The following is a 24,785-nucleotide window of genomic DNA, read 5'->3' on the forward strand; positions in this document are numbered from 1 at the left end:
CTCTTGTCACCGGAGCCCTGGGTCGCCCAGGTGCGTCCGGGTATTGCCGCGACTGTGTCGATTCAGGATCGATCGATCTCGAATCGATACTTGAACGAGTCGCCACTGAAAAACAGGAACTCGTAGTCGATGGGCCGTCCGGAGCGATCGTGGGTTAGACGTTCCACCTGTAGAACCGGGTCGGCTTCCGACAGGCCCAATTCCTTCTGTACTTCGCTGTTCGCGAGCCCGGCATCGATGCTGATGTTGGCCGCACCCAGCGGGATGCCCGAGAGGTTTTCCAGGATCGGGAAGATATCGCCCGAGAGGTCCTGATTGAACAAGGGGCGCCCCACATCCAATGGGAAATAGCTGATCTCCAGTGAAACCGGCACCCGGTTCAGGTAGCGCACCCGCTTCACTTCGACCACCGAGCCGCTTGTTGCACCCCCAAGGTCGAGTGCGTCGCGCACATTCTTGGGTGGGACCATTTCCTCGATCGAAACGACCCGCGCCGTTGCTTCGTAGCCCTGGGCCGCCATGGCCTCGCCAAAGCCTTCCAGGCGTCGTACGTTTTGCACCGCCTTCGGCTTGCTGACAAAACTGCCCTTGCCCTGTGAGCTGAAAATCAGGCCTTCGTTGTGCAGGTCACGCAGTGCCTGACGAATGGTAATGCGGCTGACACCGAAGCGTCGGGTAAGCTCGCTCTCGGATGGGAGCTTCTGGTGCGGCTGATAGGTGCCGTCGAGGATCCGTTGACGCAACGCTTCCTTGATCTGGACATACAGGGGCTGCGGGGATTCCTGAAGCGTTTGGCGGTCCGGAGTGCTGGATTCCATGGGCGCGTCTCGTTCCTCGATTCGACTCATCATATCGTGTCATAGAAGGGGTGAGATGGGTAGTGGAACGGAGGGGTGGCTGAGTGGTGAGGCCGGCGGTGGGAGCGCTGCATGCGGAAGGTGTATTGCTTGTCATGCTTGCCGACGCTCAATCCAGTGATACGGCACTTCAATGGCGCAGGGATTCCCCAGGTTGGGGCGGTATCGCGACTGATGGTTGATGCTAATGCGCCACGGGTTGAAAAAGATAAGCCATTAAAAACAATTAATTGAAGTTCATTTTCTCTCGATTTATCGCTACGGCACGGAACCTGCTGCGTATCCGGTAGATCAGTCATGGCCTGTTAGTACAGGCAAGTCCTCACGCCGGGGTCAGTCGACTGGTCAGACGTTGGATGCGCCATTTTGGCGGACACTTTTTTGGGAGAAGAACCATGCGTTGGAAGCCAATAGTTGCCGGTATAGCAATCGCGGCTTTTTCCGGGGCCGCGGTGGCCGAGACGATCCAGATCCGGGTCGGGCACCAGAGTCAGGTCACCAATACGGTATCGGGCGGGGTCGTCATCGAACGCCTGCGTCTATTCGAGGAACATTTGCCGACGGATGGCAAATATGAGGACGTCGATTTTGTCGTCCAGTACGCCGACTTCGACTCCGGCCCGCCGATTACCAATCGAATGATCGCCGGGCAGCTCGAGTTCGGCGTCATGGGTGACTACCCGCTCATCGTGAACGGTGCGAACTTCCAGAATACCGGCAGTGCCGAGTCCCTGTTCGTTGCTATGACGGGTTACAACGCCCGTGGGACGGGCAACGGTATCGTCGTCCCCGTCGATTCCCCTGCGCAGCGGCTGGAAGATCTTGCCGGCAAGCAGCTTTCGACGCCGTTCGGTAGTGCCGCCTGGGGCATGACCCTGGACGCACTGAGCCAGGCCGGCATTGCGGATGACGTGCAACTTCGGGATCAGGGGCCACCGGTCGGGGTGGCGAATATCCGCACTGGCAACATCGATGCCCATGCGAATTTCACGCCCTGGTCCGAGGTCATGGAGTATCGCGGCTTTGGCCGCAAGGTCTTCGATGGCAGCGAGGTTGGCCAGCCGACCTTCCACGGGACCGTAGTGCGGGATGACTTCGCGGAAGAGCATCCGCGTGTGGTCGAGGCGTACATCGCGGCGACCATGGAGGCTCAGGAATGGATCATGGAAGACCCCAAGCGGGCGGCGACCAAGCTGGAAGAGTGGACCACGATCGAGAAAGAGGTCCTGTACCTGTACTTTAGCGAGGGTGGCATTACCTCGGTCGATCCGACCCTGAAGCCCGAGTGGGTCGATGCGCTCAAGTACCACCACTCCACGTTGCAGCGGGAGCGTTCGGTCCCGGATCTAGACTTTGATCGCTGGGTGGACGACCGCTTCGTGCGAGCAGTCTACGAGGCTCAGGGCAAAGACTACGAGGAGCAACTAGGCAAGATCACCCGCTCCGAACCGGGCGCGGGCGGGCTTCCGCCGGCCGAGGTCTGGTTTGCCGAAGAAGGTATCATCAAGTACGACTCCATCGGCGAGATGCTGGCCGCGGTTGAAGAGGTCGAGGAATCCGGTTCCGACGAGGTTCGTGCGACGTATGTCTACGACCACGGCACGGGCCTTAAGCTGTTCGGCCATGTCGCCTCGTTTGTGGAAACCGACGACGACTACGTCGCCTTCATGCGGGCGGGTGACGCCGAGGAATATGCCAGCGAGAACGGTGGCACCACGGTTGAGCTGGCCGTCCTTCGTTATTAGGGTGCAATCCATTTAGCGGGTTATCCGACTCGCTTGTCTGAGGAAGCCATGGCCGATCCGATCGGCCATGGCTTTTTTCCTGAAACGGGGTCGGCGGGTCGCATACGCTGCGGTGAAGCCGAGGGAGCAATCCGCCCCCCGTACCCCGCCGCGGTCGCGGTGCGATTTTCGCCGCCATGCCTTGCTTGTCACTCAACCGCTCGGGTTGTTCGGCCATCTTCGCCTCCCGCTGGGTGTGGATGCATCGCATTTTTCCATCACATCAAAGGAATCCGACGACGATGCCGGTGCGCGTAGTAACACTAATGTCAGTGGCGCTCGTGGCGTTCGCCGCCAATTCCATCCTGACGCGTGCCGCGTTCACTTCGACCTCCATTGATCCGGTCAGCTTTACCGCAATCCGGATTGTCTCCGGCGCGATCATGCTGTGGCTGATCGTTCGGGCCCAGCCGGTCCTTCCCGAAGGGAGGGGCAGTTGGGGGTCAGCGCTTGCGCTCTTCGTGTACGCCATCGGGTTCTCGTTCGCCTACATTTCCCTGACGGCGGCGACCGGAGCGCTGCTGCTGTTCGGAGCGGTCCAGGTGACCATGGTCAGTTGGTATCTGGCGACCGGCGAACGATTGACGTCTCGCCAATGGGTCGGCTTCGCCCTGGCGTTAGCGGGACTCCTCTGGTTGCTGTCGCCCGGGCTCTCGGCACCGCCCCCGATTCCTGCTGCACTGATGATCGTGGCCGGCGTCGCTTGGGGTGTCTACACACTGCGGGCGAGCGGCAGTGGTGATCCGACCCGGGTCACGGCATCCAATTTCCTCCTGGCGAGCTTGCCTGCGCTGGTCCTGGCGATGGCTTTCATTCCAGGCGCCGTCGTGGACGTTCCGGGCGTGCTGCTGGCCGCCGCGTCGGGTGCCCTTGCCTCCGGTCTGGGATATGCGGTCTGGTACGCCGCGCTCAAGCTCATTCGGACCTCCACCGCTGCGGTTGCCCAGCTGAGCGTGCCGGTGATCACCGCCATTGCAGGGATTGGCCTCCTCGCGGAGCCGTTGACCCTGCGTCTGGTGCTCGCCGGCGTTGTCGTGTTGGGTGGTATTGCCCTGGTGGTTGTAAAGCCGAAGAGCTGAAGACCGATGTTCGGCAGCGTCGGAGAACGCGACGTCAGGTGGCATTGGATCTGCCGATGACGCCCTGGCTCAGGAAAATCTCAATGACCTCGTCGGCGGTTGTCATTGTTTCGCCCTGTTCTGGTGTATAAGCAGTTGTTGCATTCGATAGCGGGTTGGCAGGAGGCTTCGGTGCTTTCGACCCGCCGTTCCGGCGGCTGCCGCATAATTGAACACGGCTGGCATCAGAAATTACTGATCGCGCATCCCCGTGCGATGTTGGACGAGGCTACAAGGGCTTGAAAACTGAACTAGTGATCCCCGCTCCCGAGATAACCACTCCGCCGATCGCGGTGTCCAGGGCTGTAGTTCCTGCGGCAATGCCCAGGGAGGGGGCATTCGGAGATGTTTCCGTTCCCGACTGGCTGCGCGGACTTGCGGTTGGCGAGCCCGTGGTCTGGCCCGATTTCCTGCCCGAGGAGACGGTCGATGCGCTGCACGACGAGGTCTATGCCCTGCGTGATGCCGCGCAGCTGGCGCAGGCGCGGATCGGTCGGGGTGGCGAGCGGCATCGCGACCGGGCGACTCGCGGCGACTGGATCCACTGGCTGGATGGCGCCAGCCCGGCGCAGCAGGCGTTCATGGCACGCCTGGATGAGATCCGTCTGCAGGTGAGCCGCACGCTGATCCCGGGCCTGTTCGAGACCGAATCGCACTTTGCCCTGTATCCGCCCGGCACCCATTACGCCCGGCATGTAGATGCCTTCCAGGCCGGCAACTGCCGCCGGCTGTCGCTGGTGTTCTACCTCAACCGCGACTGGCACGAGCGGGACGGCGGCCAGCTCGCGATCTATGACGATGCGGACCGCGAATGCCAGCGCATCCAGCCGACGGCCGGCACGCTGGTGATGTTCCTCAGCCAGAGCGCGCCGCACGCGGTGCTGCCCACCCGCCGCTGGCGCGCCAGCATCGCCTCCTGGATGCGCGTGCGCGACCTGTCAGGTCCGTTGGCTAGCATTGACCGAGTTTGAAGGTCGGGTGCTGTGCCTTCGTGAGCGGTTTCGGATTTTCCGGTGCTCACGCGGGTTCTGTTGTTACCGAGGAGGATAAGCCGGCCGTGTGTGGAGTCTCACAAGGTATTTCCTTTTAAATGACAGTGCTTTTGAAGGCTGCTCCCTGCGATGGATGCTCTTCGGGCTGCATTGCCCGCTGGTGTCGGGCTACCATCAGGTTGGCATAGAGCCTGAGGCAGCAAGCCTCAACCGTCGGCACCGGCGACTGGGTTGCTTGAGCGCGCGGCTCGACCAAGTCAACAAGCAACAGAAGCCGTCCCGGGGCCAGACTATGGTGACGCCGGACGAAAGCCCCACCTTGGTTTGATCAAGGAGGTGGGAACGAGCCCAAGAGTGACTTGCCGGACGCTCATGCCTGTTTAACCCCGTTATCCCCCATCTTCGATAAGTAATCGCGGCAGACTGGACCGCCGTCCCCTTGGAGACACGACTCTTATGAGCTATGCCGGAATCAGGTCATACGTCCTTGCGCGCCTTTGCATGCTGAGCATTGTAGGGCTACTGAGCGGTTGCCTGAGTAGCAACGACCATACCCCAGCGTTAGAGGAGCAGGTCGGGCAGATGCTGATGGTGGGCTTCCGCGGCACCGAGGTCACCGCCTCGGACAGGATCTGGGGGGATATCGAGGAGCGCAACCTCGGCGGCGTGATTCTGTTTAACCGCGACGTACCCTCCGGCTTTGCGCTACCGCGCAACGTCGAGTCGCCGGCGCAGCTGGCAAGTCTGAACGCCACGCTGCAGTCGATCCGGCCGGACGACACGCTGCTGATTGCGATAGACCAGGAGGGGGGGGTTATCCGTCGCCTGACCCCGACCGACGGTTTTCCCGACAGCCCCTCGCACGATGAGCTCGGCGCGCAGGATGACCTGGAGCTAACCCATGCCGCAGCCGCGGGGATCGCCGAGACCCTCGCAACCCATGGCTTCAACATCAATTTTGCACCGGTCGTTGACGTGAACACCAATCCGGACAACCCGGTGATCGCACGCTGGGGGCGTAGTTTTTCTGTCGACCCCGGGGCCGTGACCCGGCACGCACGGGCGTACATCGATGCCCATCATGAACGTGGCATCCTGACTACCCTCAAGCATTTCCCTGGGCATGGCAGCTCCAGTGAGGATTCCCACGACGGATTCACCGACGTGACCCAAAGCTGGGACCCGTTGGAGCTCGAACCCTACCGCGCGCTGATCGACGAAAAGCGTGTAGATCTTGTGATGACCGCGCATGTCTACCATCAAGGTCTGGACAGCCAGCACCCGGCGACCCTTTCACGCCCAGTTCTGCAGGGGCTGCTGCGTGAGGATCTCGGTTATACCGGCGTGGTGGTATCCGACGACATGCAGATGGGCGCGATCGTGCAGTATTACGGCTTTGAGGAGGCGCTCGAACTCGCCATCCATGCGGGCAACGACCTGCTGGTTTTGGCCAACAACGCGGACGTCTACGACCCGACCTTGGCCCAGCGGGCGATCCAACACATCGTCGCACGAGTCGAGGCTGGCGCGATCAGCGAGCAGCGCATTGAACGTTCCTGGCGCCGCATTCAGAATTTGAAGCAGCGTCTGGCTACTCGCGATAACGACTGAGGCTGCAAACACCGATTCCGCAGGCGTGGCATCCAGACCCATTTGCGTTTCGTGCGAGGGGATGAGCGCCTTACCATCTTGATCGGTCCCTCGATCCCCCCGCCGGGCCCGCACCTTTGGGCTTCGGCAAGTCGGTGAGCAGGACCACGCAAGCGACAGTCTCCTGTGCGTTCGCTCGAGTGCGCCCGAATCTTGTGTCTTCACTTAGCCAGCACTTGTACAAGCGCTCCATCTGGCGCACCCAAAAGGCCCCGGATAGCATCCGGGGCCTGTGGTTCTGAGCTCAAGGGCAGCTGGTAGCCGTAGTGGCTTCCGCGCGCGCCCAGAAGTAGGTGATCCAGCCCGGCCATCCGTCGGTGTCCGACCCGTCAAAGGTTTCCACAAACAGGATGTTGTAGCCACCGGTGAGACCGCCAAATTGCATCATGTATTGCCCCGGACTGAATGGCTCCTGGGTCTCGTCGAAGCGAATCTGCCGCAGGGCCCGTATATTCCAGCGAACCTCTGTGATGGCATCCCCGCCGTGCCAGCTAAGGTCCGGCGTACGGCCGGCCTTCCCCTGTGCGCAGACGTCTATGCCGATATCCGGCTGATCAACCGCCCAGGGAACCTCGACATTCCCCATTGGATACACCAAGAACCGCTCCCCGGTCAGGCCGCGGAGGAAATAGCGGCTCGGCGTGGCCGGTACCCGGCCGCGGGTTAGGTGCACCAAGACTCGGTCATCATCGGATCGGAAGCCCTGCTCGGAATAGATGACGCTAAAGCGCCGGATGCCGTTTAGCGTGCTGGCCGATACCCGCGTCAGTCTGGCCTCGCCGCCTCGGCGTAGCGTAAGGACCACCTCTCCGTCCTCAATCGACCAAGTGAATTCGCGATCGCCGTCGCTCTCGCCAACACCGGTGCCGCCGTGTTCTTGGAAGTCGGACATCGGGTTGATGATCCCTCGATCCCCTTCGAACGCGATCAGGCCGGAATCCTGGACGCCATCCGTGCCGGCCACCTGATAGAAGAAGATGCTATTGGCCACATCGCTATCTTGGAAGCGGGTTATGGTTCCTTCCGTCAGGGCGCTGTCTGCCTCCTCACGTGGGACAGGATTGTCACCAAACCCCTCATTGGCGAACCCCCCCTGTACCCAGAAGGAATCGAGGATGCTATCGAAATCGTTGGGTGAAAGGGTGAAGTCCAGAGCCAGGAAACTGGCGGACCCAAGGAATTCCGCAGCCGCGCTCACATCAATACCGTTATTCGGATCGCGATCCTCATCCAAACTCTGGAGAAAGCGGGCAACATTGACCGGATTCACGGGCACAGCGTCCACCGACAGGTCTTCCGGAGTGATTCTCCCATCGGGGGCTGCCTGCCCAATTTGAATGGGGCCCACCGAGAAGGTAATGGGTCCGCCGTCGGGGTCATAGACGAAGGCGCCGAACTCGTCCGTCACACCCGTGATGTCACCCTGGGTGTAATTAAGCCCCGCTACTGGTGCATCGACGAAGACGCCTGTGGGCTGGGGGTTGGAAGAAACGGCAGTGCCGCCATCGGTATCCCCGCCTGCTGATCCATCACCGCTCGATCCGCCGCCGCTAGACCCACCGCCACACCCCGATAGCACCAACGCAATCAGCGCAACGCTAATGAAGATTGTGCGCCCCGAAAACTCTCGCAGATTAATTAACACCCCTCAGCCCTCGCTCTGACAACACCCTTTGTGCGTAAGGTTTTTATATACACTGTCCAGAGGGCGCCAGCAAGCTGTCGAATTTCCGGCACCACATGTTGTCGCACGAGGTTTTCTTCCGAGAGGCCACGGATGCTAATGGGTGGCTGTTGGTCCGGGCCGCCCACCGTGCGGGCGAGTTCTCTTTTTCGATATCCATCAAGCCGCTTGCCCTTGACTCTGCCGGGGCCGGGTGTGTGGTCCAGAGTGGAGATCGGGTATCGGGGTCTTTAGACCTTTCTAAGGCCACAAGACCTTCAAGGGAAAAACGTTCAGGGAGAATGACAGGATGTGGAATCCGAAAATGGTCCAAGGATCGGCATGGAAGTTTGGGCTGGTAGCGGTGACGCTCGCTTTGATTGCGGGGTGCGGGGTGCGGGGTGCGGGGTGCGGGGTGCGGGGTGCGGGGTGCGGGGTGCGGGGTGCGGGGGGCGTCCGATGATGGCGGCTCATCCAGCGGGAATGAGAAGGACGATGCTCAGGGGGCAGCGTCTGCGGAAGGGATCTGGCGTGGCACCTTCACCGAAGACGGGGTTGGGACTTTCGATGCCCAAGGTTTTGTACGATGGTCGGGTGGTTGCGATCAGTCAGGACGGCGGTGTTATCTACGATGGGGAGTATTCGGTAACGGGTGACTCGATAAAGGCGTCAGTCCGTGCCTATCAGATTAATGGCTGGTACTTCGCAGACGCCGATCTGGAGGGTGCAGTGGGGCCGTCCGAATCCATGGGTCTAGAGTTTGAAACTACACTCGGCACCGAGAGTTCGGTTTCTCTCGAGTACGACGCTCAATACGACCAGCCTTCGGATACATCCATGATCGAAGGATTGTGGCGTTATGGCGAACCGGGGTACGAGGCGATTGTTGCGATCGAAGATTCGGGCGACTTCTTCGCCCAAGATACTGACGGGTGTACCTATCTCGGTGAGGCCCGTTCTCTGAATCCGGACAAGAACCTTTACTCTGTTGATATGGGTGTCATTCCTGTGGTGCATTCGATGGCGCCTATGCCGGCTTCGCGGCGTTGCTGGATGACCCAGGCTTGGGGGAGATTCTGCAGATTGTGGTTTCCAATCCGAATGCCATTGTCTTCAGGCCCTTGCAGCCTGTGGAATGATCGTCTTCAACACTTGAGGTTGGCGTAGGCGTCCAGTTGAATCGTTCGGGAATCGCATCCAAAAAAGCCCGAATCCTGCAGAAAGGTCCGGGCTTTTTTCTTTCCGAGGCGGGCGCCGGCTGCGGTAACTATGGCGCGCGGGGTATCCAGTGCGCGTGGCTGAGTCCTTGATGTCGCGCTTCCGATTAACGGTTAGTCCCCGGCATCCTCCTCCTGCCTTTGGAGCCGATCGGCGGCGGTTTTTGCAGCCGCGGTGCCGGGATAGTAGTCACGCACGTACTCGGTGCGTGCATGGGCCTCTTCTTGGTTTCCGTCCGCGGCGGACTGGTCGGCGATTTGGAGCTCGATCTCGGCCAGATTCTCGCGCAGGCGTGCGAGGCGCGGGGCGACGGACTCCGTGTATTCCGACATGGGGTAGTCGTTCAGGAAGGCGGCGAGCCGCAGGAAGACCTGACGGCCTTGCTCGCTGCGCTGCTTCGGCGGCACGGAAGAGGCCCGATTCCAGGTTCCCAGCTGCGCCAGGGAGCCTAGGTAGGCGGCGTAGTCGATGTCTGGGTGGTGCGGGTGGTCCTCAAGAATGGCATCGGCGAGGTTGCGTGTGCGCGTAAACTCCCCGCGTTGCAAGCACACGCGGGCAACGGATAGACGGACGTCGACCGAGGCCTCCGCATCGGTGGCATCGAGTGCATCGTAGGCCGCCCGGCATTCCCCGCGGTCCAGCGCATTCTGGATATCCGCCGGAGGGGAGCCGGCCCCCTGCGGCGGGGTCGTGGCGCAACCGGTCAGAGTCAGGCCGAACAGTGCGCAAGCCGCAAGCGAAAGTCGGAGGCCGTGTGTTGCGAACGTGGGTTGTTCAGGTGTCACGGGGTTGATCCTGCGGTCCATAAATACCGTCCCTGATCATCACGACGGAGGTTGTTTTCGAGTAAGCGCTTGATGCTGTCATCGGCGTGGTCGCGTGGGCCCAGCCGTACTTGCGCGTCCATGCCCGGCGGGTTCGTTCGCAGGTCCAGGCGGAGGTTGCCGATGATCGCCAGTTCGGCCTCCGGTGAGGCATCGAGCTCGATTCCCAAGAGCCCATCCCCGACGCGCAGAGTGGCGCGTTGTTCGCCCAGAGGCAAGGGACGCGGGAAGCCCGCTGCCGCTTGCTGCCAGTTGACCCGTCCCGAGGCGTGCTCCACCGACCCGTCCCGCAGGATCCGAAATTGCAGGTCGCTTGCCAGCAGGCGGCCGTCCAGCACGAGCGGGATACCGGTATCCCACTGATGCAAGGCGGCTGCGGGCAGGGAGCCTTCGAGCCCCGAGAGTTGCAGGCTGCCGGGGGTGACCCGCAAGACCCCACGGAGCTCGCCTCCGCCGGGCGGGAGCCAGTGGAGGTCGGTCGCCAGACCGCCACGAAGCCATTCGCCAGGCCGGATCTCCCACTGCAGATGCCCCATGGGCCCCACCCGGGACTGGAGCCCATTGGCGCTGCCCCGCCAGACTGATCCGTGCACCTGCTCCCAGGCGATGCTATCCGGCAGACCGGCCCATCGTTCGGCCGCCGCCAGCACGACGGAGGCCGGCAGGCGCGCAACCAGTGCGACCAGCAGCGCGAGCACGAAAAAGACCCCCAGCGAGAACCACGGTGCGCGATACCCTTGCCGTTGGGCGGCCTGGTTGTCTCGGCCTGTATTCACACTAGGGCTCGCTGGTGAGAAAGAGTTCAGCATTGACTCGCCCCGGGTCGGCGACGCGTTCAAGCATGATGCGACCCGGGACGACGCCGTCTTCCAGCTCCAGCTCGCCGAGCCAGCGCATCAGGGCGCTGTAGGGCACGGCTTCGAGGTGTACGTTCACGCCGGTCTCGCTCGGCCGCGCCCGAGCGAGGTGCTCGCCCAGGCCGGAGGCCCGGGCGGAGGCATCCACATGGGCGATCAGCGATCCGCCTTCGACAGGCGAGCGCTGGTCGGCTTGGTCTGGTCCCCGGTCACGGGAGGCCGCATCCGCGGCCGCAGAGGCATTGGCCTGCATCCAGGCGAGTTCTGCCCGGGCCTCTGCCAGCCGCTCGCGGGACTGTTCACGGCTGTCCAGCAGGGGCTCCGTCACACCAAGGAACCCCGCTGCGATCAGGAGTATCAGCCCGCCCACCAGCAGGAGGCGTTGCTCCCGGTTTCGCAGGTTGTTCCAGAAGGCTTTCATTGTTCTTGCTCGATGGTCATGCGTGCCCGAACGCCCCGTTCCCCGGTCTCTGCCGAAACGATCCGGACACGTGCGGTCAGGGCTTCGCGCAGCTCCTCTCGCAGGCGTTCCAGTTCCGCGATTTCGCTGCCTTCCAGTTCAAGTTCCAGGCGGTCCGGTCCGCCTCGCAGACGCTGCAGGGCTAGATCGCGCGGGTCGAGGCCCTCCATGATGCCGGCTATGGATTCCCCGAGTGGGCTCAGCACGGTTGGCGTTGTCGTGTCCGAACCGCTTTGTCCCAGCAGAGCCTCGAACTGGGCGACCGGGTCGACCATGCGGGATTGCGGCAGGGTCGCCTCAAACAGCTCGGCGATATCGCGTTCGGTCGCCCGATATTCACGCTCCAGTTGTGTGCTTTCCAGCCACAGGGACCCTATCCAGAGCGCGATCAACGCGAGCGCCAGGGCGGCGGGCGCGCGCCAGGGGGTGGGCAGCGCCGCGAATGAGGCCGGACCCTCGATGGGAGATGCGAAATCGAAGGCCAGTGCGTCGCGCAGAGCCCGCTGCAGCCAGGACGGCGGGATGCCGCCTGATTGCACCCCGGACAGAAGGAGTTCGAGAATACCTCCTGACCAGTCGGGTGGGGGGCGGATGGGTGTGCGCGGGTCCGGTTCCGAGCCTGGTTCGATTATACGAGTCGCGCGCCGAGAAGGCTGCGCCTCGCCATGGGCGCCGTCGGAGGGTGTGGAGACGGGGTGCTGCTGCAACCACCAACTGGCGACCTCGCTTGGCATCGCGAGGGGTTCGGCCTCCGGTGAGAGCACAATGCTGCGCTGTGTTCCCGAGAACAGAAAGCTCTGGTCACTGATTTCCAGACCCCGAACGAGAGAAAGGTCCGGAACCAGGTGCGAGACATGGATGCCTTGCTCGTGAAGCCAGCCTTCCCAGTGTTCCAGGTCGCGGCGGGCAGCCACGCTGGCCGTGGTCTCGGTGCCGTGACGCGGGCCGGCGAGAACCCGGAGTTGCTCCAGGTCCTCGCTGAGGCGCTCCTCTAGGGCGAACGGCAGCGCCCGGCGCCGGACACGGTTCGACTTGCCGGGGACGAAGACTCGATGCAGGGGCGCGCGTTCTCCCGGCAGCAGTGCAACAGTCCGGTCGTCCGGAGTCATCAAGGTACACAGCTCTTCCGGTGTTGCCTCGCCCTGTCCAGCTAGGGCCCCGTTCTTGTGCAGGCGAAGCCAGCGCAGCCGTACCGTCGCATCCGCGCCGAGCATCTCGGGTTCCGGCAACTGGAACACGAGCCACTTCATTCCGATTCCGGCCAATGAAAAGCGTCTGCTGGCATCCGTTCTTCCTGTTCAGGGTTCACAGGGGGTCTGTTCGCGAATGATGGTACGTCCGTTGGGTCCGTCCAAGGTCGCGCAGTGAAAATAATCCCGTCCGGCGATGCGGACAACCAGTTGCAGTCGGAAGTAGCGAATTTCAGGGGTTTCCTCGGTGGCCTGGTCCAGACCTGCTGCATGGACCGGGTCCGGGGCCCGGTCCATGTCGATGGCGTTGTCCGTGCCCGGCCTGGCCACTACGTAGGGTGCCAGTGCCGACCAGAGGTCCGGGCTGAAACCGTGGACCTGGAGCAGCTCCGACGCAAGCCGCATGGGTCGGTTACCGCTGAGCCGGTGCGGTTCCATCCCCCGGTACACCGGATCATCCGTTTCCGGATTCAGCCAGTCATGTACGGCGAATGCCAGGCGTTGGGCGTTGCCCGTTGAACTCTCGGTTTGCCCAAGGGCGTGCTCGACCAGGCCGGCGAATGCATCGAGGGGCGGGTCGTCGGCCCGCGCGAGGCTGTTGACGTTGAAGCGGCAATGAAGATTCTCTAGGCGAGCACGGACGCCGGTGCCTTCTACCTCCAGAGGTATCGTGGGTGAGACGCAGCTATCCCACGGCAGATCGTCGTAGTTTTCCATCCTTTCCAGCATGTGGAGAGCGACGGTTTCCGCCCCCTGGGTCAGACGCCGGGCGCGGTCCTGATCCTGAATAGTCGCCGCTCGGAATACCTGCTGATTGTCGCGCATGGTCATGGTGACTGCCGCCACGCTGGCGATCGCGACCACCAACAGCGCCGTGATCAGGGCGGCCCCGGATGTTTCGCGCTTCACCTGACCCCCGTCAGGGCGATGCGCCGCTCGATAAGACCCAGCCCCGGAACGACTAGGCTCACAATCACCTGAGTCGGACGTCGCCCGCTGGCATCCAGTGGTGGCCAGCTATCCGCGACGTCCTGGGTCTGGCCGTCGACAAACTCGAAGCGGATTTGCAGCTCTTGATCCGGATCACGAGTCTCTTCACGGCGAGCACTGTAGGGTCCTTTATCGCGCACTTTTGGCGTCATAAACAGGTGTACTTGCTCGGATTCTGCAAGCGCGCCGTCCAGAGCCGGCCAGGTGACTCGCTCCAGCCCGCGCTCCGTGATCCTCCAGGCGACGCGTGCCAGGCGGTCGTGTTCCCCGTTCCCCGCCCGCACCAGTTCCAGCTGCCGTGGTTCCGTGACCGAGCTGTAACGCAAGGGTGGCAGGCGATCGCCGTAGCCATCCCGGGGGCGCAACTCGATGCTGTGGCGCAGGTCGCGCTCCAGTACAGCCAGCGTTACCTGGAGTTCCGTCAGGCGCTGGCTCTGTTCTTGTGTAGCGTGGTCTGCCACCAGCACCGCGCGCAGCCCGCCAATGGCCAATACGCCCACGGTGGCGAACACCGCCACCGCGACCAGCAGCTCGAGCAGGGTGAAGCCGCGGGATGCGCCAGGCGCGAATGTATAACGGGCCGGGCGATCAGGGCAGCGCATATCCGGTCGCCTGGGCCAGGGGGTGGTCGGGATCGCCGTCCAGCGGCCACACCCGGACCTCGATACGGCGCACCGACGGCATCGGCAGCGGGGCGTCGATGACGGTGTCGCTGATCTCGACGCGGGCTTCCCATTCGCGATCGGCGAGGGTCGACCGAATACGCTCGGTGCCGGGCTCGACCCGGCGCACCCCGGCCTCGTAGTCGGCGATCAGGTTGCTCGCCACCCACCCGGCGAGCGTCCGCTCCTGCAGGTATGCGGTATTGCGGGCGTGTTCGCTGCCCGCTTTGATGAGGGCACCGAGAGCGACCCCCAGTACGACCAGGGCAATCAGCACCTCGAGCAGGGTGAAGCCGCGTGTTGGGGCTCGTGCCGTCACGGGCGTTGCGCCAGCAGGCGTCGCGGTTCGCCGCCGGCCGGTGGCGGGTGCTCGAAGGCCTGGAGGGGCTGACCCCGTTCGAGGCGGAGCACGAAGCCGCTTCGTCCGTCGGGGTGCTCCAGGATGAGCTCGAAGGGCTCGATGTGACCGCTGCCGTTAATGGCGATGCGGTTGTGCTCCGGAGACTCGCGAAGATCGCTCCGGCGGCCGTCCACGTAGAGCCGGGGTTGCAGCCCGTGCTGCCGGAAGTCGTGCGGCCCCAGTGGTCCCCTCTCGATGGGGATCCAGGTGACCCGGGTGTCGTCGATCCACTGGCGTTCCAGAATGACCAGCCCCTCGGTGCCAACGCCAATGGACAGTGCCTGTCCGGTCAGGAGGGTGTGCTCCCGGGCCAGTTCGATCTGGGACGCGAGCTGGCGTGCGGTCTGTTCGAGGTTTCGGCTGCCCAGCTGGCTCATGGACAGCACGCCGATGCTGGCGACGACGCCGATCACGAACATGACGACCAGCAGTTCTATCAGGGTAAAGCCGTAGGTGCGGTTCGGGCGTGTCGCCATGGGCGTTGTCAGAATTCGTCCATGTTCCAGTTGCCGATCTCGCCTTCGATACCCTCGCCACCACGGCGACCGTTGGCACCGAAGCTAAAGACGTCGATATCGCCATGGCGCCCGGGGTTCAGGTACTGATAGGGATTGCCCCAGGGATCGCTTGGCAGGCGGTCCATGTAGCCCCCCTGGCGGTACTGAGGGGCCTCGGGCCCGCTGCGCGGCCGTTCCACCAGCGCATCCAGCCCCTGGTCGGTGGTCGGGTAGCGGAAATTGTCCAGACGGTAGAGATTCAGGGCGCTCTCAATGGTGCGTATGTCCTGCTTGACCTTGGTGATTCGGGCGTCGTCCGGTCGGTCCATGACGCGTGGGACCACGATGGCCGCGAGGATGCCGAGGATGACCACCACCACCATGATCTCGATCAGGGTAAAACCCTGGGCGCCGCGAGGGCGGGGGCGCGCAGGAAAGGCAGAGCGGGAGTCTTGCATGTTCAGTTCACCAGCTGGTTGAGTTCGAAGATCGGAAGCAGGATGGCGAGTACGATGGTCAGGACGATGCCGCCCATGGTCAGGATGAGCAGGGGTTCGAACAGGCCCATGCTGACACTGATGCGCGATTCGACCTCCTGCTCCTGGGTCTCAGCGGCCCGCTCCAGCATCTCGGTGAGTCGCCCGCTGGATTCGCCGCTCCGGATCAAGTGTACGGTGATCGGAGGGAAGTATCCCGTCTCTTCCAGGGCCTGGCCAATGCTGCGGCCCTCGCGGATTCGTAGCGAGGCCTCCTCCACGGCAGCGCGCATCGGGCGGCTGCTGATGACCTCGGCCCCGGTGCGCAGCGCCTCCAGCAGCGATACGCCGCTGGCGGCCAGGATGCTCAGGGTGCGTGCAAAACGGGCGGTGTTGAGCCCGCGGACCAGGCGGCCCAGGAGGGGAAGGCGAAGGATCAGCCGGTCGAACTGCATGCGCGGGCCGGGCTGGCGCAGCAAGCGGGTGAGCAATGCCAGCAAAACGCCCAGGGCGATCAGTGCGTACAGGCCGTAGGCGCGCAGGAGATCGCTGGTACTGATCAGCACGCGGGTCAGGGTGGGCAACTGCTGGTCCAGCCCCTCGAAGACCTGGACCACTTCGGGCACGACATAGACGACTAGACCCACGGTGACGCCCAGGGCCACCAGGGTCAGTATGACCGGGTAGATCAGGGCGAGCATGACTTTTTGCCGCAGCGCGTGGCGATTTTCGAGGTATTCGGCGAGGCGTTCCAGCACCAGGTGCAGATGCCCCGAGGCCTCGCCGGCCGCGACGGTGCTGCGGTAGATCTCGGGGAACACGCGGGGGAATGCGCCCAGTGCTTGTGCAAGCGAGTGCCCTTCCATGACCCTCGTGCGGACAGCGCTCAGGATACTGCGGAGCTTCTGTTTTTCCGACTGGCGGGCGACGGTCGCCAGCCATTCTTCGACGGGCAATCCGGCCCGCGCCAGTGTGGCCATCTGGCGCGTCGCAAGTGCCAGGTCGAGCGCGCTTACACCGCCGGCCATGCGTCCGGAGGGGAGGGGGCTGCCCCGAGTGGAAACCGAGGTTTCGCCGATTTCGTGCAAGGCGAGCGGGGTCAGGCCTTCGTTGCGCAACTGGGACCGGACACTCCGAGCGGTATCCCCTTCGGTTACGCCCTTGCGGGTCCGCCCGGCGGCGTCCAGCGCCTGGTACTCGAAGGCGGGCACGACCCTAGCCTGCCTCGGTGACGCGCAGCATTTCCTCGAGGCTGGTGGTGCCGTCGAGCACGCGGCGGCAGGCATCGGCGCGTAGGCTGACGCTGTATTCGCGGGCGGCCCGGACCATGGCCTGCTCACTGGCGTTGTCGTGAATGAGCGTGCGCATCTGTTCGTTCACCTCCACCAGTTCATAGATCCCGGTCCGTCCCCGGTAGCCCAGCTCGTTGCAGGCCGGGCAGCCGCTCGCACGGTAAAGAGTGGGGGGCTGGCTAGAGGTGACACCAAGGAGTTCGCATTCCCGTTCCGAGGCTGCGTGGGGTTCCCGGCAATCTTTGCAAAGGACCCTTACCAGCCGCTGGGCAAGGATACCGTTCAGGGTGGATGAGAGGAGAAACGGTTCCACGCCCATGTCGCGCAGGCGAGTGATGGCACCGATCGCGGAGTTGGTGTGCAGTGTCGAGAAGACCATATGCCCCGTCAGGCTCGCCTGCACTGCGATCTGGACGGTATCAACATCGCGGATCTCGCCGACCATTACGACATCCGGATCCTGGCGCAGGATGGCACGCAGCCCTCGGGCAAAGGTCATGTCGATCCGGCTGTTGATCTGGGTCTGCCCGATACCGTCGAGGTAATACTCGATCGGGTCTTCAACCGTGAGGATGTTGCGGCTGCGGTCATTAAGCCGGGTCAGCGCCGCGTACAGCGTGGTGGTCTTGCCCGACCCGGTCGGGCCGGTCACTAGCACGATGCCGTGCGGCCGGGTCACCACGCGTTCCAGTGCGGCATGGGTAGCCGCATCCATGCCCAAGTGGGTGAGATCGAGGCGCCCGGCCTGTTTGTCCAACAGTCGCATCACCACCCGTTCCCCGTGACCTGAGGGCAGGGTGGAGACGCGCACGTCCACGGCGCGTCCTGCGATTTTCAGGGAGATCCGTCCATCCTGAGGCAGCCGCTTTTCCGCGATGTCCAGGCGAGCCATCACCTTGATGCGCGAGACGATGAGAGGAGCCAGGCCTGCAGGCGGAGTAAGGACTTCGCGCAACACGCCGTCCACGCGCAGACGAACGGCCAGTCGGCTTTCAAAGGGTTCGATATGGATGTCCGATGCGTTTTCCCGAACTGCTTCTGTCAGCAGCGCATTGATGAGCCGGATAATAGGAGCATCGTCTTCGGCCTCCAGAAGATCCTGCGGCTCCGCGAGGGACTCCGCCACGCTGGACAGGTCGAGAGTGTCATCGAACCCCTCGATCGATTGCATCGCGTGCGAGCTGGACGACTCGTAGCGTTCGCGCAGACGCTGTTCGAAGGTTTTTTCATCAACACTTTCCAACGTGAGGGGGGCCGGGCTGCGTCGGCGCAGCTCCAGTAGTCCTTGCGGGTCTGCGTCACGGCGGAGGAATATCCGGAGCCGGCCCTCCACAAGATCGCCGGGTACCGCGCCAACCCGGCGGGCGAACGAGTAGCTCACCGCGAGTGCATCGGGACCCGACACCTCAGAGGTATGTGGCTCGGCTGGCATCTCTTGCCGGGGCTCCTCCATATTCATGGCCGGGGTAGCCTTGGCCGTTCAGTCACGTTTGCCATGCACATCTTCGAAGCTCGGGGGAAGCTGGGTCAGGCGCTCCCATTCGGGAAGGGTAGGGCTACTCTGGCGTTGAGTTCGCGCTTGCTCGCGCAGTTGTTCGCCGCGAATGAAGCTGTATTTTTCACTGGTCAACTCGGCGCCGCGAGCACTGTCCCTGACAATGCGTGGATGCAGGAATACCATCAGATTCCGTTTCTCGGTCTGGCTCCGATCCGCTCGGAACAGGCGACCGATCCCGGGGATGCCTCCCAGTCCGGGAACGCGTGTCTCGCTGTCCGTTTGTTGCTCTTCGATGAGTCCTCCGAGGACCAGCATGTCACCGTCATCAATCAGGACGTGCGTCTTCAGTGTTCGGGTGTTAGTAATGAGGTCGGCGGCGCCCGAGGTGCCGGGCGCCAGCTGCGATACCTCCTGTTCAATCTCTAGCCGCACCGCATTGCCTTGGTTGATCTGCGGGCGTACGCGGAGCTTTACCCCTACATCTTCGCGACGAATCGTGTCGAAGGCCTGTCCCGAATCCTCGATCGATCGACCGACGACGAACGGCACGTTCTGGCCTACGACGATCTCGGCTTCCTCGTTGTCCAAGGTCAGAAGGCTAGGGGTGGACAGGATGTTGCTTGAGCTGTCGCGCTGCAGCATGTTGACTAGGGCTGCAATCCGGGTGCTACCTGTCGACCCTACCCCCCCGACGGTGAGGCCGTCCCCGACGCCTGGGGGAGAGGAAACGCTCCCGTCAAGGAATGCCTCCACACCGGCGGCGAGCTCAAGGATTCCGCCCGAACCGGCTTCAGAGAAGTTGAGGACACCGGCACCGCTGCTTCCGATGGCCCCCCATTGAACGCCAAGGTCCTGCACGCGGTCCGACGAAACTTCGGCGATGACGGCCTCGACCAGGACCTGTGCCCGCCGGATATCGAGTTGCTCCACGATGACGTCAAAATCCCGGATAAAGTCGGGTGGGCCGTAGGTCACCACGGCGTTTGTGGGTTCGTGTGACTCAATATGGATTCCGCTTCCTGTCGGTTCATCTGCGTCCAGACCTGGATGTTGTTCAGCGATGTTGCGCAGGAGTTCGGCTACTTCCTCGGCGCGCGCATATCGGAGGTAATGCACCCGCACGTTGCCTTCCTCCATTTCGCGGTCGAGTTGGGCAACAAGCCCGCGCAGACGCAAACGAGACTCCTCGCGCCCAGAGAGGATGATGGCGTTGCTGCGGCGATCGGCGAGGACCTGCGGTGAGCCGAGATCCTCAGAACCCTCCTGGGCCAACATCCGCAGCTGCTCGGAGAGTTCCCCGGCGCGCGCATGGCGGAGCTCGATTACCTCGTAATCATCCGCAAACGGCTGGTCCATGCGCTCGACCAGAGCGCGGATCCGATGCACGTTGTTGCGTGTATCCGAAATCAGCAGTGTGTTGGGTTCAGTAGCCGCAGCCAGGTGCCCCCCTTGGGGGATCAGCGGGCGCAGGACCGGTACGAGCTGGGCGGCGGCCACATGGCGCAGTGCCATGACATGGGTGACCATGTTTCCGCCGTGTATATCGGGGCCGGTTTCTGCCTCGATGTCCAGGACTGCCGGAGCACTCTGTTTGGCTTGGGCGTCGGGCACGATGTGCATCGATGATTCGCCGGGGATGGCGGCGAATCCGTGGATTTTGAGGATGTCATGGAACAGATCCATGAGGTCATCCCGGGGCACGGGGCGGCTGGAAACCACCGTGATGTTTCCGCGTACCCGCGGGTCCACAATGAAATTGGTCCCGGTTTCCTCGGACACCAGATCGATCAGGTTGCCAATGTCCGTGTCGCGGAGGTTAAGGGTCAGCTCGTCCGCCGCGACAGGCCCCGAGGCGCAGAAAAGAGATAGTGCGAGGGTAAAGAGGCGCAGTCGGAAGTTCATTCGGTTAACTCGATGGCAAGTGGCAGGGTTTGCCCGTCACGTTCTATGGTGATGTTGACCCGGTCAATGCCATCGAGTCCAGCGAGGATCTGATCGGGGTCGTCGATGTCGCCGATTTGCTGCCCCTGGATCGAAGTGATGATGTCGCCTTCCATCAGTCCAGCCCGTTCGAACTCGCGTTGGTTGCGCGTCGGAGTGACTCGGATGCCCGTGAGCGTGCCATCGCGAATTACTGGTTGCACTCGCATTGAGTTCATGGCCTGCTCCGGGTCCTTGAGCCAGCGGGAACGGCTTACGCTCGCGGTGACCGGTGCTGTGGAACCGGCTGGTTGGGATGATTGCGGGAGAGGGTCGGTCCTGCGATTGCCGTCCCGCAGATCCTCGCCCCGGGGAAGCCGGAGTGTTTCCAGCCGCCCTTCGCGTTCGAGGATGATCCGGTCCGGATGAACCTGATGTAGTGTCGCCAGCTGATTCCCGATCGTGTCGCCTACTTGGTAGAGCGCTACGTCCGAACTGCCGGCGGAGATGATTGCGCTTCCGCGGCCCTGCCCCTTCGCCAGGACCCCGAGAAGTCCGAGGCTCAGGCGCGTGTCAGGGGCCTGTTTTATTGCCTCGGACTTGTCTTGCTGGAGGTTCCCGAACGGATAGAAGTCCGCGCTTCTCGTGAAGCCGGACCGTGTGGGCTTGGCGCTTGCTGGGGACGGGCTGGCCTGGTTGGTGGCGGCTCGATCTACGTATTCTGCGGTATCCGGTGCGTAGTTGTGGCCTGGGGTGGTGATCGTCCACGCCAGCCCGGCGATGACCCATGCGCTGGCTGCAAGCAGCCCGGCACTGAGTGTCCAGGGCAGATAATTGGGCGCGAGTCGGGGTAACAGGGTCATTGCCAGCGGGGTGCGCGGTTTGTTCGGGTGTACGATTCCCGAATGGATTGCTGGGTCGAGTCTGGCCGAGCACCAGAGAAGGCTGTGGCTCCGATCGTTTTGCTTAGCATGATGGCTCTGAGGGGGGTCTCGACGTCGGGCGCGGAATGAAGCCGCGACGATCGTTCGAAGAGGTTGTTCGCATCTAGCGATATGCGAATTCGCCCACTTTGGCTCAAAATCTATCATAAGACGCGTCGCGTCGTTTTTGATGGGTGGAGACCAAATTGCGGGGCCGGGCTACAAGCCATCGGCGGGGCGGGTCTATGAGCGACAAGGACAACGGGAATTACCCAAAGCGCGCCAGCCGGGAGCGCTTGGCGGTGCAGTCCTCGTCCCATTCGATCTGGGCCGAGCGGTATCAACTGCGTGACGCCCAGGGCGAGCCGGTGGATGCCTCGGCCGAGGCGATGTTCGACCGTGTCGCCCGGGCCCTCGCCGCAGTCGAGGCACCGGACAAACGCGCGTCGATCGAGCCCGAGTTCCGCTGGGCACTGGACAACGGCGCCATCCCGGCCGGGCGGATACTGGCCAATGCCGGGGCCGAGGCGTACAAGCCGCAGACCACGCTGATCAACTGCACCGTCTCGCGCACGATCTGCGACTCGCTGCAGGCCATCCTCGATGCCAATACCGCCGCCGGGCTGACGCTCAAGGCCGGGGCCGGTATTGGCTATGACTTCAGCACCCTGCGCCCGAAGGGTGCGCTGGTCGCGGGTGCGGGCGCGCCGACCAACGGCCCGGTCGCGTTTATGCAGATCTTCGACCAGACCTGCCGCACCATCGGCGCGGCCGGTGGTCGCCGCGGGGCGCAGATGGCGACGCTGGACATCGGCCACCCGGACATCGAGCGCTTCATCCTCGCCAAGCGCCGCAAGGGGCGGCTGACCCAGTTCAACCTGTCCGTGCTGGTAAGCGATGCTTTCCTGGAGGCCGTGGAGCGCGACGACGAATGGGCGCTTGCCTTCCCGCTGCTGCCCGTCGAGCAGGACCGGGTGGCCGCCTCCGAGCTTATCTACCGCGACTGGCCGGTGGTCGAGGACGGCTACCGCGTCGACGACCAGGGCCGGGTCGCCTGCCGCATCTACCGTCGCGTGCGTGCCCGCGAGCTGTGGGACACGTTGATGCGCAGCACCTATGACGTCGGCGAGCCCGGCGTCATCCTGATCGACCAGGTCAACCGCCAGAACAACGCCTGGTTCGACGAGGTAATCCGCGCCACCAACCCCTGCATTACGGCAGACACATGGATCCACACGTCTATCGGGCCGCGTCAGGTGCGAGATCTGTTGGGACAGCAATTCCGCGTGAGGGTTGATGGCCGAGACTACACAACGGGCGAACAAGGTTTCGTCCCGACTGGGGTAAAGCAGGTCGTTCGATTGGCTACTGCTGAGGGTTATCAGTTGAAACTGACGGCCGATCACCGGTTGCGTCGCGTTACCCGCTACACACGTTATGTCACGGAAACAGAATGGTGTGCGGCGGCGCGGCTGCGCGAAGGCGATCGGGTGTTGCTCAACGACCATCGCGCCCACGCCGAGTGGCCTGGTGAATACACCCATGAGCAAGGTTATTTGCTGGGTATGTTGGTCGGTGACGGCACCCTCAAGAAGGACAAGGCGGTGCTATCGGTTTGGAAGCCGGCCGCTGTTGTTGGCAACAGTCCCGATGCGGTTTCCCCGGCGGGGGTGGAAGGGATTATGGCAGAGGTAATGAGGTCTGCCCGGAGCTTGCCACATCGCAGTGATTTTTCAGGATGGCAGGAAGTGGCTGGCCGGAACGAATTCAGGCTTAGCCTGGCTGCCCTAAAGTCTCTGGCAGAAGAAGTTGGCATGGGGCCGGGCGCGAAGTCGGTTACTCCGGCTATGGAGCAAGCTTCAAGCGAGTTTTGTCGAGGATTTCTCCGGGGTATGTTCGACGCTGATGGTTCCGTTCAGGGCGGTCAGCAGAAGGGTGTCAGCGTTCGCCTCTCACAGTCTGATATGTCGTGTTTGGAAGCCGTACAACGGATGCTTCTGAGGCTGGGGATTGCGTCATCAATCTACAGAAACCGCCGTTCGGACGGGATGCGCCACCTGCCAGACGGTAACGGCGGCGTTAAGGAGTATGCGATCAAAGCGCAGCACGAACTGATCGTCAGGGGGGAGAACCTCCAACGCTTTCTCCAGCAAGTCGGCTTCGCGGACACGGACAAGAAACGACGTCTGGAACAAGCCCTGGCCCGATACAAGCGCGGCCTGAACCGTGAGCGTTTCGTCGCACGGGTTACGAAGACCGAACCCGGCGGGATTGAAGAAGTTTTTGATGTGTCTGTTCCAGATGTGCACGCATTTGATGCTAACGGTTTGCATGCGCACAACTGCGGTGAGCAGCCGCTGCCGCCGGACGGGGCCTGCCTGCTGGGCTCGGTGAACCTGACCCGGTTCGTGTCCGCGCCGTTCAGCGCCGATGCCGCCTTCGACTGGGCGCGCTTCGAGCGGGTGGTGCGCGTGTTCACGCGCATGCTGGACAACGTCGCGGACATCTCCGGGCTGCCGCTGCCGGAACAGCGCGCCGAGATGCTGCGCAAGCGCCGCCACGGCATGGGCATCCTCGGGCTCGGGTCGGCTCTGGCGATGCTGGGGGAGACCTATGGCTCGGAGTCGGCCGCCGACTTCACCGTAGAGGTCTGTCGCCGCCTGGCGCTGGAGAGCTGGCGGGCCGGGCTGGATCTGGCACGCGAGAAGGGTCCGGCCCCGATCATGGACGAGGACTTCACGCTGACCGCGGACATGCTCCGGCGTCAGCCGGCGCTGGCCGAGGCCGGCTATCAGGTGGGCGACGTGCTGAAGGGTCGGGAGCTGCATGCCCGCTTCAGCCCCTACATGCAGCGCATCGCCGAGGAGGACCCGGCGCTGGTTGCGGCGCTGGCCGAGGAGGGCGCGCGCTTTACCCACGCCACCTCCATCGCGCCCACCGGGACCATCAGCTTCTCGGTCGCCAACAACGCGAGCAACGGCATCGAACCGACCTTTCTCCATCACACCACGCGCAACATCCGCCGCCCCGGGCGGCGCACCCGCGAGGCCGTGGACTGCTACTCGTTTGAGCTGCTGGCCTACCGCGCCTGGGTCGATGCCGAGGCGGGACCGTGGGATCTGCCCGCCCACGCGATCACTGCGGACCAGGTCAGTGTGGACGCCCACATCCGCATGCAGGCCGCCGCGCAACCTTGGGTGGACTCGGCCATCTCCAAGACGCTCAACGTCCCGACCGATATCCCGTTCGAGGACTTCCAGCAGGTCTACCTGCAGGCCTGGCGCGCTGGCCTCAAGGGCTGCACCACCTACCGGCCCAACCCGCAGGCGCAGATGGGCGTGTTGATGGACCCCGAACGCCTGCGCAGTACCTGGTACACCTTCACCCTGGCGGACGGCCGGGAGCTGACCCTGCGCGGCGACGAAGAAGTCGAATACGAAGGCCAGATCCACACCGCCGCGAATCTCTTTGCCGCGCTGGACGAGGGCTACTACGACGACGTCTGACGCCGTCG

At 63.2% G+C, this 24,785-nt stretch carries 21 protein-coding genes; 6 read left to right on the forward strand and 15 right to left on the reverse strand.

The window, feature by feature from the left end; translation table 11 throughout:
- Positions 1-62: 62 nt before the first annotated feature.
- Positions 63-818, reverse strand: a complete 756-nt coding sequence (locus C936_RS0103590; RefSeq protein WP_018175210.1) for a GntR family transcriptional regulator — start codon at positions 816-818, stop codon at positions 63-65.
- 434 nt (positions 819-1,252) lie between these two features.
- On the opposite strand from C936_RS0103590, the gene C936_RS0103595 reads away from it, so the two are divergent.
- The 4 genes from C936_RS0103595 (at position 1,253) to C936_RS0103610 (ending at position 6,362) form a co-directional block, all read left to right on the forward strand.
- Positions 1,253-2,602, forward strand: a complete 1,350-nt coding sequence (locus C936_RS0103595; RefSeq protein WP_038038457.1) for an ABC transporter substrate-binding protein — start codon at positions 1,253-1,255, stop codon at positions 2,600-2,602.
- Positions 2,603-2,883: 281 nt separating this feature from the next.
- Complete coding sequence (locus C936_RS0103600; protein WP_026278804.1) at positions 2,884-3,720, forward strand: DMT family transporter; 837 nt, start codon at positions 2,884-2,886, stop codon at positions 3,718-3,720.
- 359 nt (positions 3,721-4,079) lie between these two features.
- Entirely contained in the window at positions 4,080-4,730 is a 651-nt protein-coding gene (locus tag C936_RS0103605; RefSeq protein ID WP_369699443.1) for a 2OG-Fe(II) oxygenase, read from the forward strand.
- Positions 4,731-5,252: 522 nt separating this feature from the next.
- Positions 5,253-6,362, forward strand: a complete 1,110-nt coding sequence (locus C936_RS0103610) for a glycoside hydrolase family 3 protein (protein ID WP_255325687.1) — start codon at positions 5,253-5,255, stop codon at positions 6,360-6,362.
- Positions 6,363-6,645: 283 nt separating this feature from the next.
- On the opposite strand, the gene C936_RS0103615 is transcribed toward C936_RS0103610, so the two are convergent.
- Complete coding sequence (locus C936_RS0103615) at positions 6,646-8,046, reverse strand: hypothetical protein (RefSeq protein WP_231362980.1); 1,401 nt, start codon at positions 8,044-8,046, stop codon at positions 6,646-6,648.
- Between the two features lie 585 nt (positions 8,047-8,631).
- On the opposite strand from C936_RS0103615, the gene C936_RS0103620 reads away from it, so the two are divergent.
- Positions 8,632-9,231, forward strand: a complete 600-nt coding sequence (locus tag C936_RS0103620; protein WP_018175216.1) for a hypothetical protein — start codon at positions 8,632-8,634, stop codon at positions 9,229-9,231.
- Positions 9,232-9,395: 164 nt separating this feature from the next.
- Here C936_RS0103620 and C936_RS0103625 read toward each other — a convergent pair whose 3' ends face one another.
- Genes C936_RS0103625 through gspC form a run of 13 tightly spaced genes read right to left on the reverse strand, consistent with a single transcriptional unit; the run spans position 9,396 to position 21,211 of the window.
- Positions 9,396-10,088, reverse strand: a complete 693-nt coding sequence (locus tag C936_RS0103625; protein ID WP_018175217.1) for an outer membrane protein assembly factor BamD — start codon at positions 10,086-10,088, stop codon at positions 9,396-9,398.
- A complete protein-coding gene (gene gspN, locus C936_RS0103630) occupies positions 10,064-10,882 on the reverse strand; it encodes a type II secretion system protein N (protein WP_018175218.1) in 819 nt (272 codons plus the stop codon). The genes C936_RS0103625 and gspN overlap by 25 nt, the downstream gene beginning before the upstream one ends.
- Before the next feature lies 1 nt (position 10,883).
- Entirely contained in the window at positions 10,884-11,384 is a 501-nt protein-coding gene (gene gspM, locus C936_RS0103635) for a type II secretion system protein GspM (protein ID WP_018175219.1), read from the reverse strand.
- Entirely contained in the window at positions 11,381-12,673 is a 1,293-nt protein-coding gene (gene gspL / locus C936_RS0103640; RefSeq protein WP_018175220.1) for a type II secretion system protein GspL, read from the reverse strand. Before gspL ends, gspM begins: the two co-directional genes overlap by 4 nt.
- A gap of 48 nt (positions 12,674-12,721) precedes the next feature.
- A complete protein-coding gene (locus tag C936_RS0103645; RefSeq protein WP_018175221.1) occupies positions 12,722-13,522 on the reverse strand; it encodes a general secretion pathway protein GspK in 801 nt (266 codons plus the stop codon).
- Positions 13,519-14,205, reverse strand: a complete 687-nt coding sequence (gene gspJ / locus C936_RS0103650) for a type II secretion system minor pseudopilin GspJ (protein WP_018175222.1) — start codon at positions 14,203-14,205, stop codon at positions 13,519-13,521. The genes C936_RS0103645 and gspJ overlap by 4 nt, the downstream gene beginning before the upstream one ends.
- Positions 14,192-14,584, reverse strand: a complete 393-nt coding sequence (gene gspI / locus C936_RS0103655) for a type II secretion system minor pseudopilin GspI (RefSeq protein WP_018649192.1) — start codon at positions 14,582-14,584, stop codon at positions 14,192-14,194. Before gspI ends, gspJ begins: the two co-directional genes overlap by 14 nt.
- The gene (locus tag C936_RS0103660) at positions 14,581-15,141 is read right to left on the reverse strand and encodes a GspH/FimT family pseudopilin (protein ID WP_018175224.1); all 561 of its coding nucleotides are present in this window, start codon (positions 15,139-15,141) and stop codon (positions 14,581-14,583) included. The genes gspI and C936_RS0103660 overlap by 4 nt, the downstream gene beginning before the upstream one ends.
- A gap of 8 nt (positions 15,142-15,149) precedes the next feature.
- Entirely contained in the window at positions 15,150-15,620 is a 471-nt protein-coding gene (gene gspG, locus C936_RS0103665) for a type II secretion system major pseudopilin GspG (protein WP_018175225.1), read from the reverse strand.
- A gap of 2 nt (positions 15,621-15,622) precedes the next feature.
- Positions 15,623-16,849, reverse strand: a complete 1,227-nt coding sequence (gspF, locus tag C936_RS0103670; RefSeq protein ID WP_018175226.1) for a type II secretion system inner membrane protein GspF — start codon at positions 16,847-16,849, stop codon at positions 15,623-15,625.
- Positions 16,850-16,853: 4 nt separating this feature from the next.
- Positions 16,854-18,362, reverse strand: coding sequence for a type II secretion system ATPase GspE (gene gspE / locus C936_RS0103675; RefSeq protein ID WP_051074790.1), 1,509 nt, complete (start codon positions 18,360-18,362; stop codon positions 16,854-16,856).
- Positions 18,363-18,410: 48 nt separating this feature from the next.
- The gene (gene gspD / locus C936_RS0103680) at positions 18,411-20,330 is read right to left on the reverse strand and encodes a type II secretion system secretin GspD (RefSeq protein WP_018175228.1); all 1,920 of its coding nucleotides are present in this window, start codon (positions 20,328-20,330) and stop codon (positions 18,411-18,413) included.
- Positions 20,327-21,211, reverse strand: a complete 885-nt coding sequence (gspC, locus tag C936_RS0103685; protein ID WP_018175229.1) for a type II secretion system protein GspC — start codon at positions 21,209-21,211, stop codon at positions 20,327-20,329. Before gspC ends, gspD begins: the two co-directional genes overlap by 4 nt.
- A 305-nt stretch (positions 21,212-21,516) precedes the next feature.
- On the opposite strand from gspC, the gene C936_RS0103690 reads away from it, so the two are divergent.
- Positions 21,517-24,777, forward strand: coding sequence for an LAGLIDADG family homing endonuclease (locus tag C936_RS0103690; RefSeq protein WP_018175230.1), 3,261 nt, complete (start codon positions 21,517-21,519; stop codon positions 24,775-24,777).
- Positions 24,778-24,785: the final 8 nt, after the last annotated feature.

This window comes from Thioalkalivibrio sp. ALJ4 (assembly GCF_000377225.1).
GTDB lineage: Bacteria > Pseudomonadota > Gammaproteobacteria > Ectothiorhodospirales > Ectothiorhodospiraceae > Thioalkalivibrio.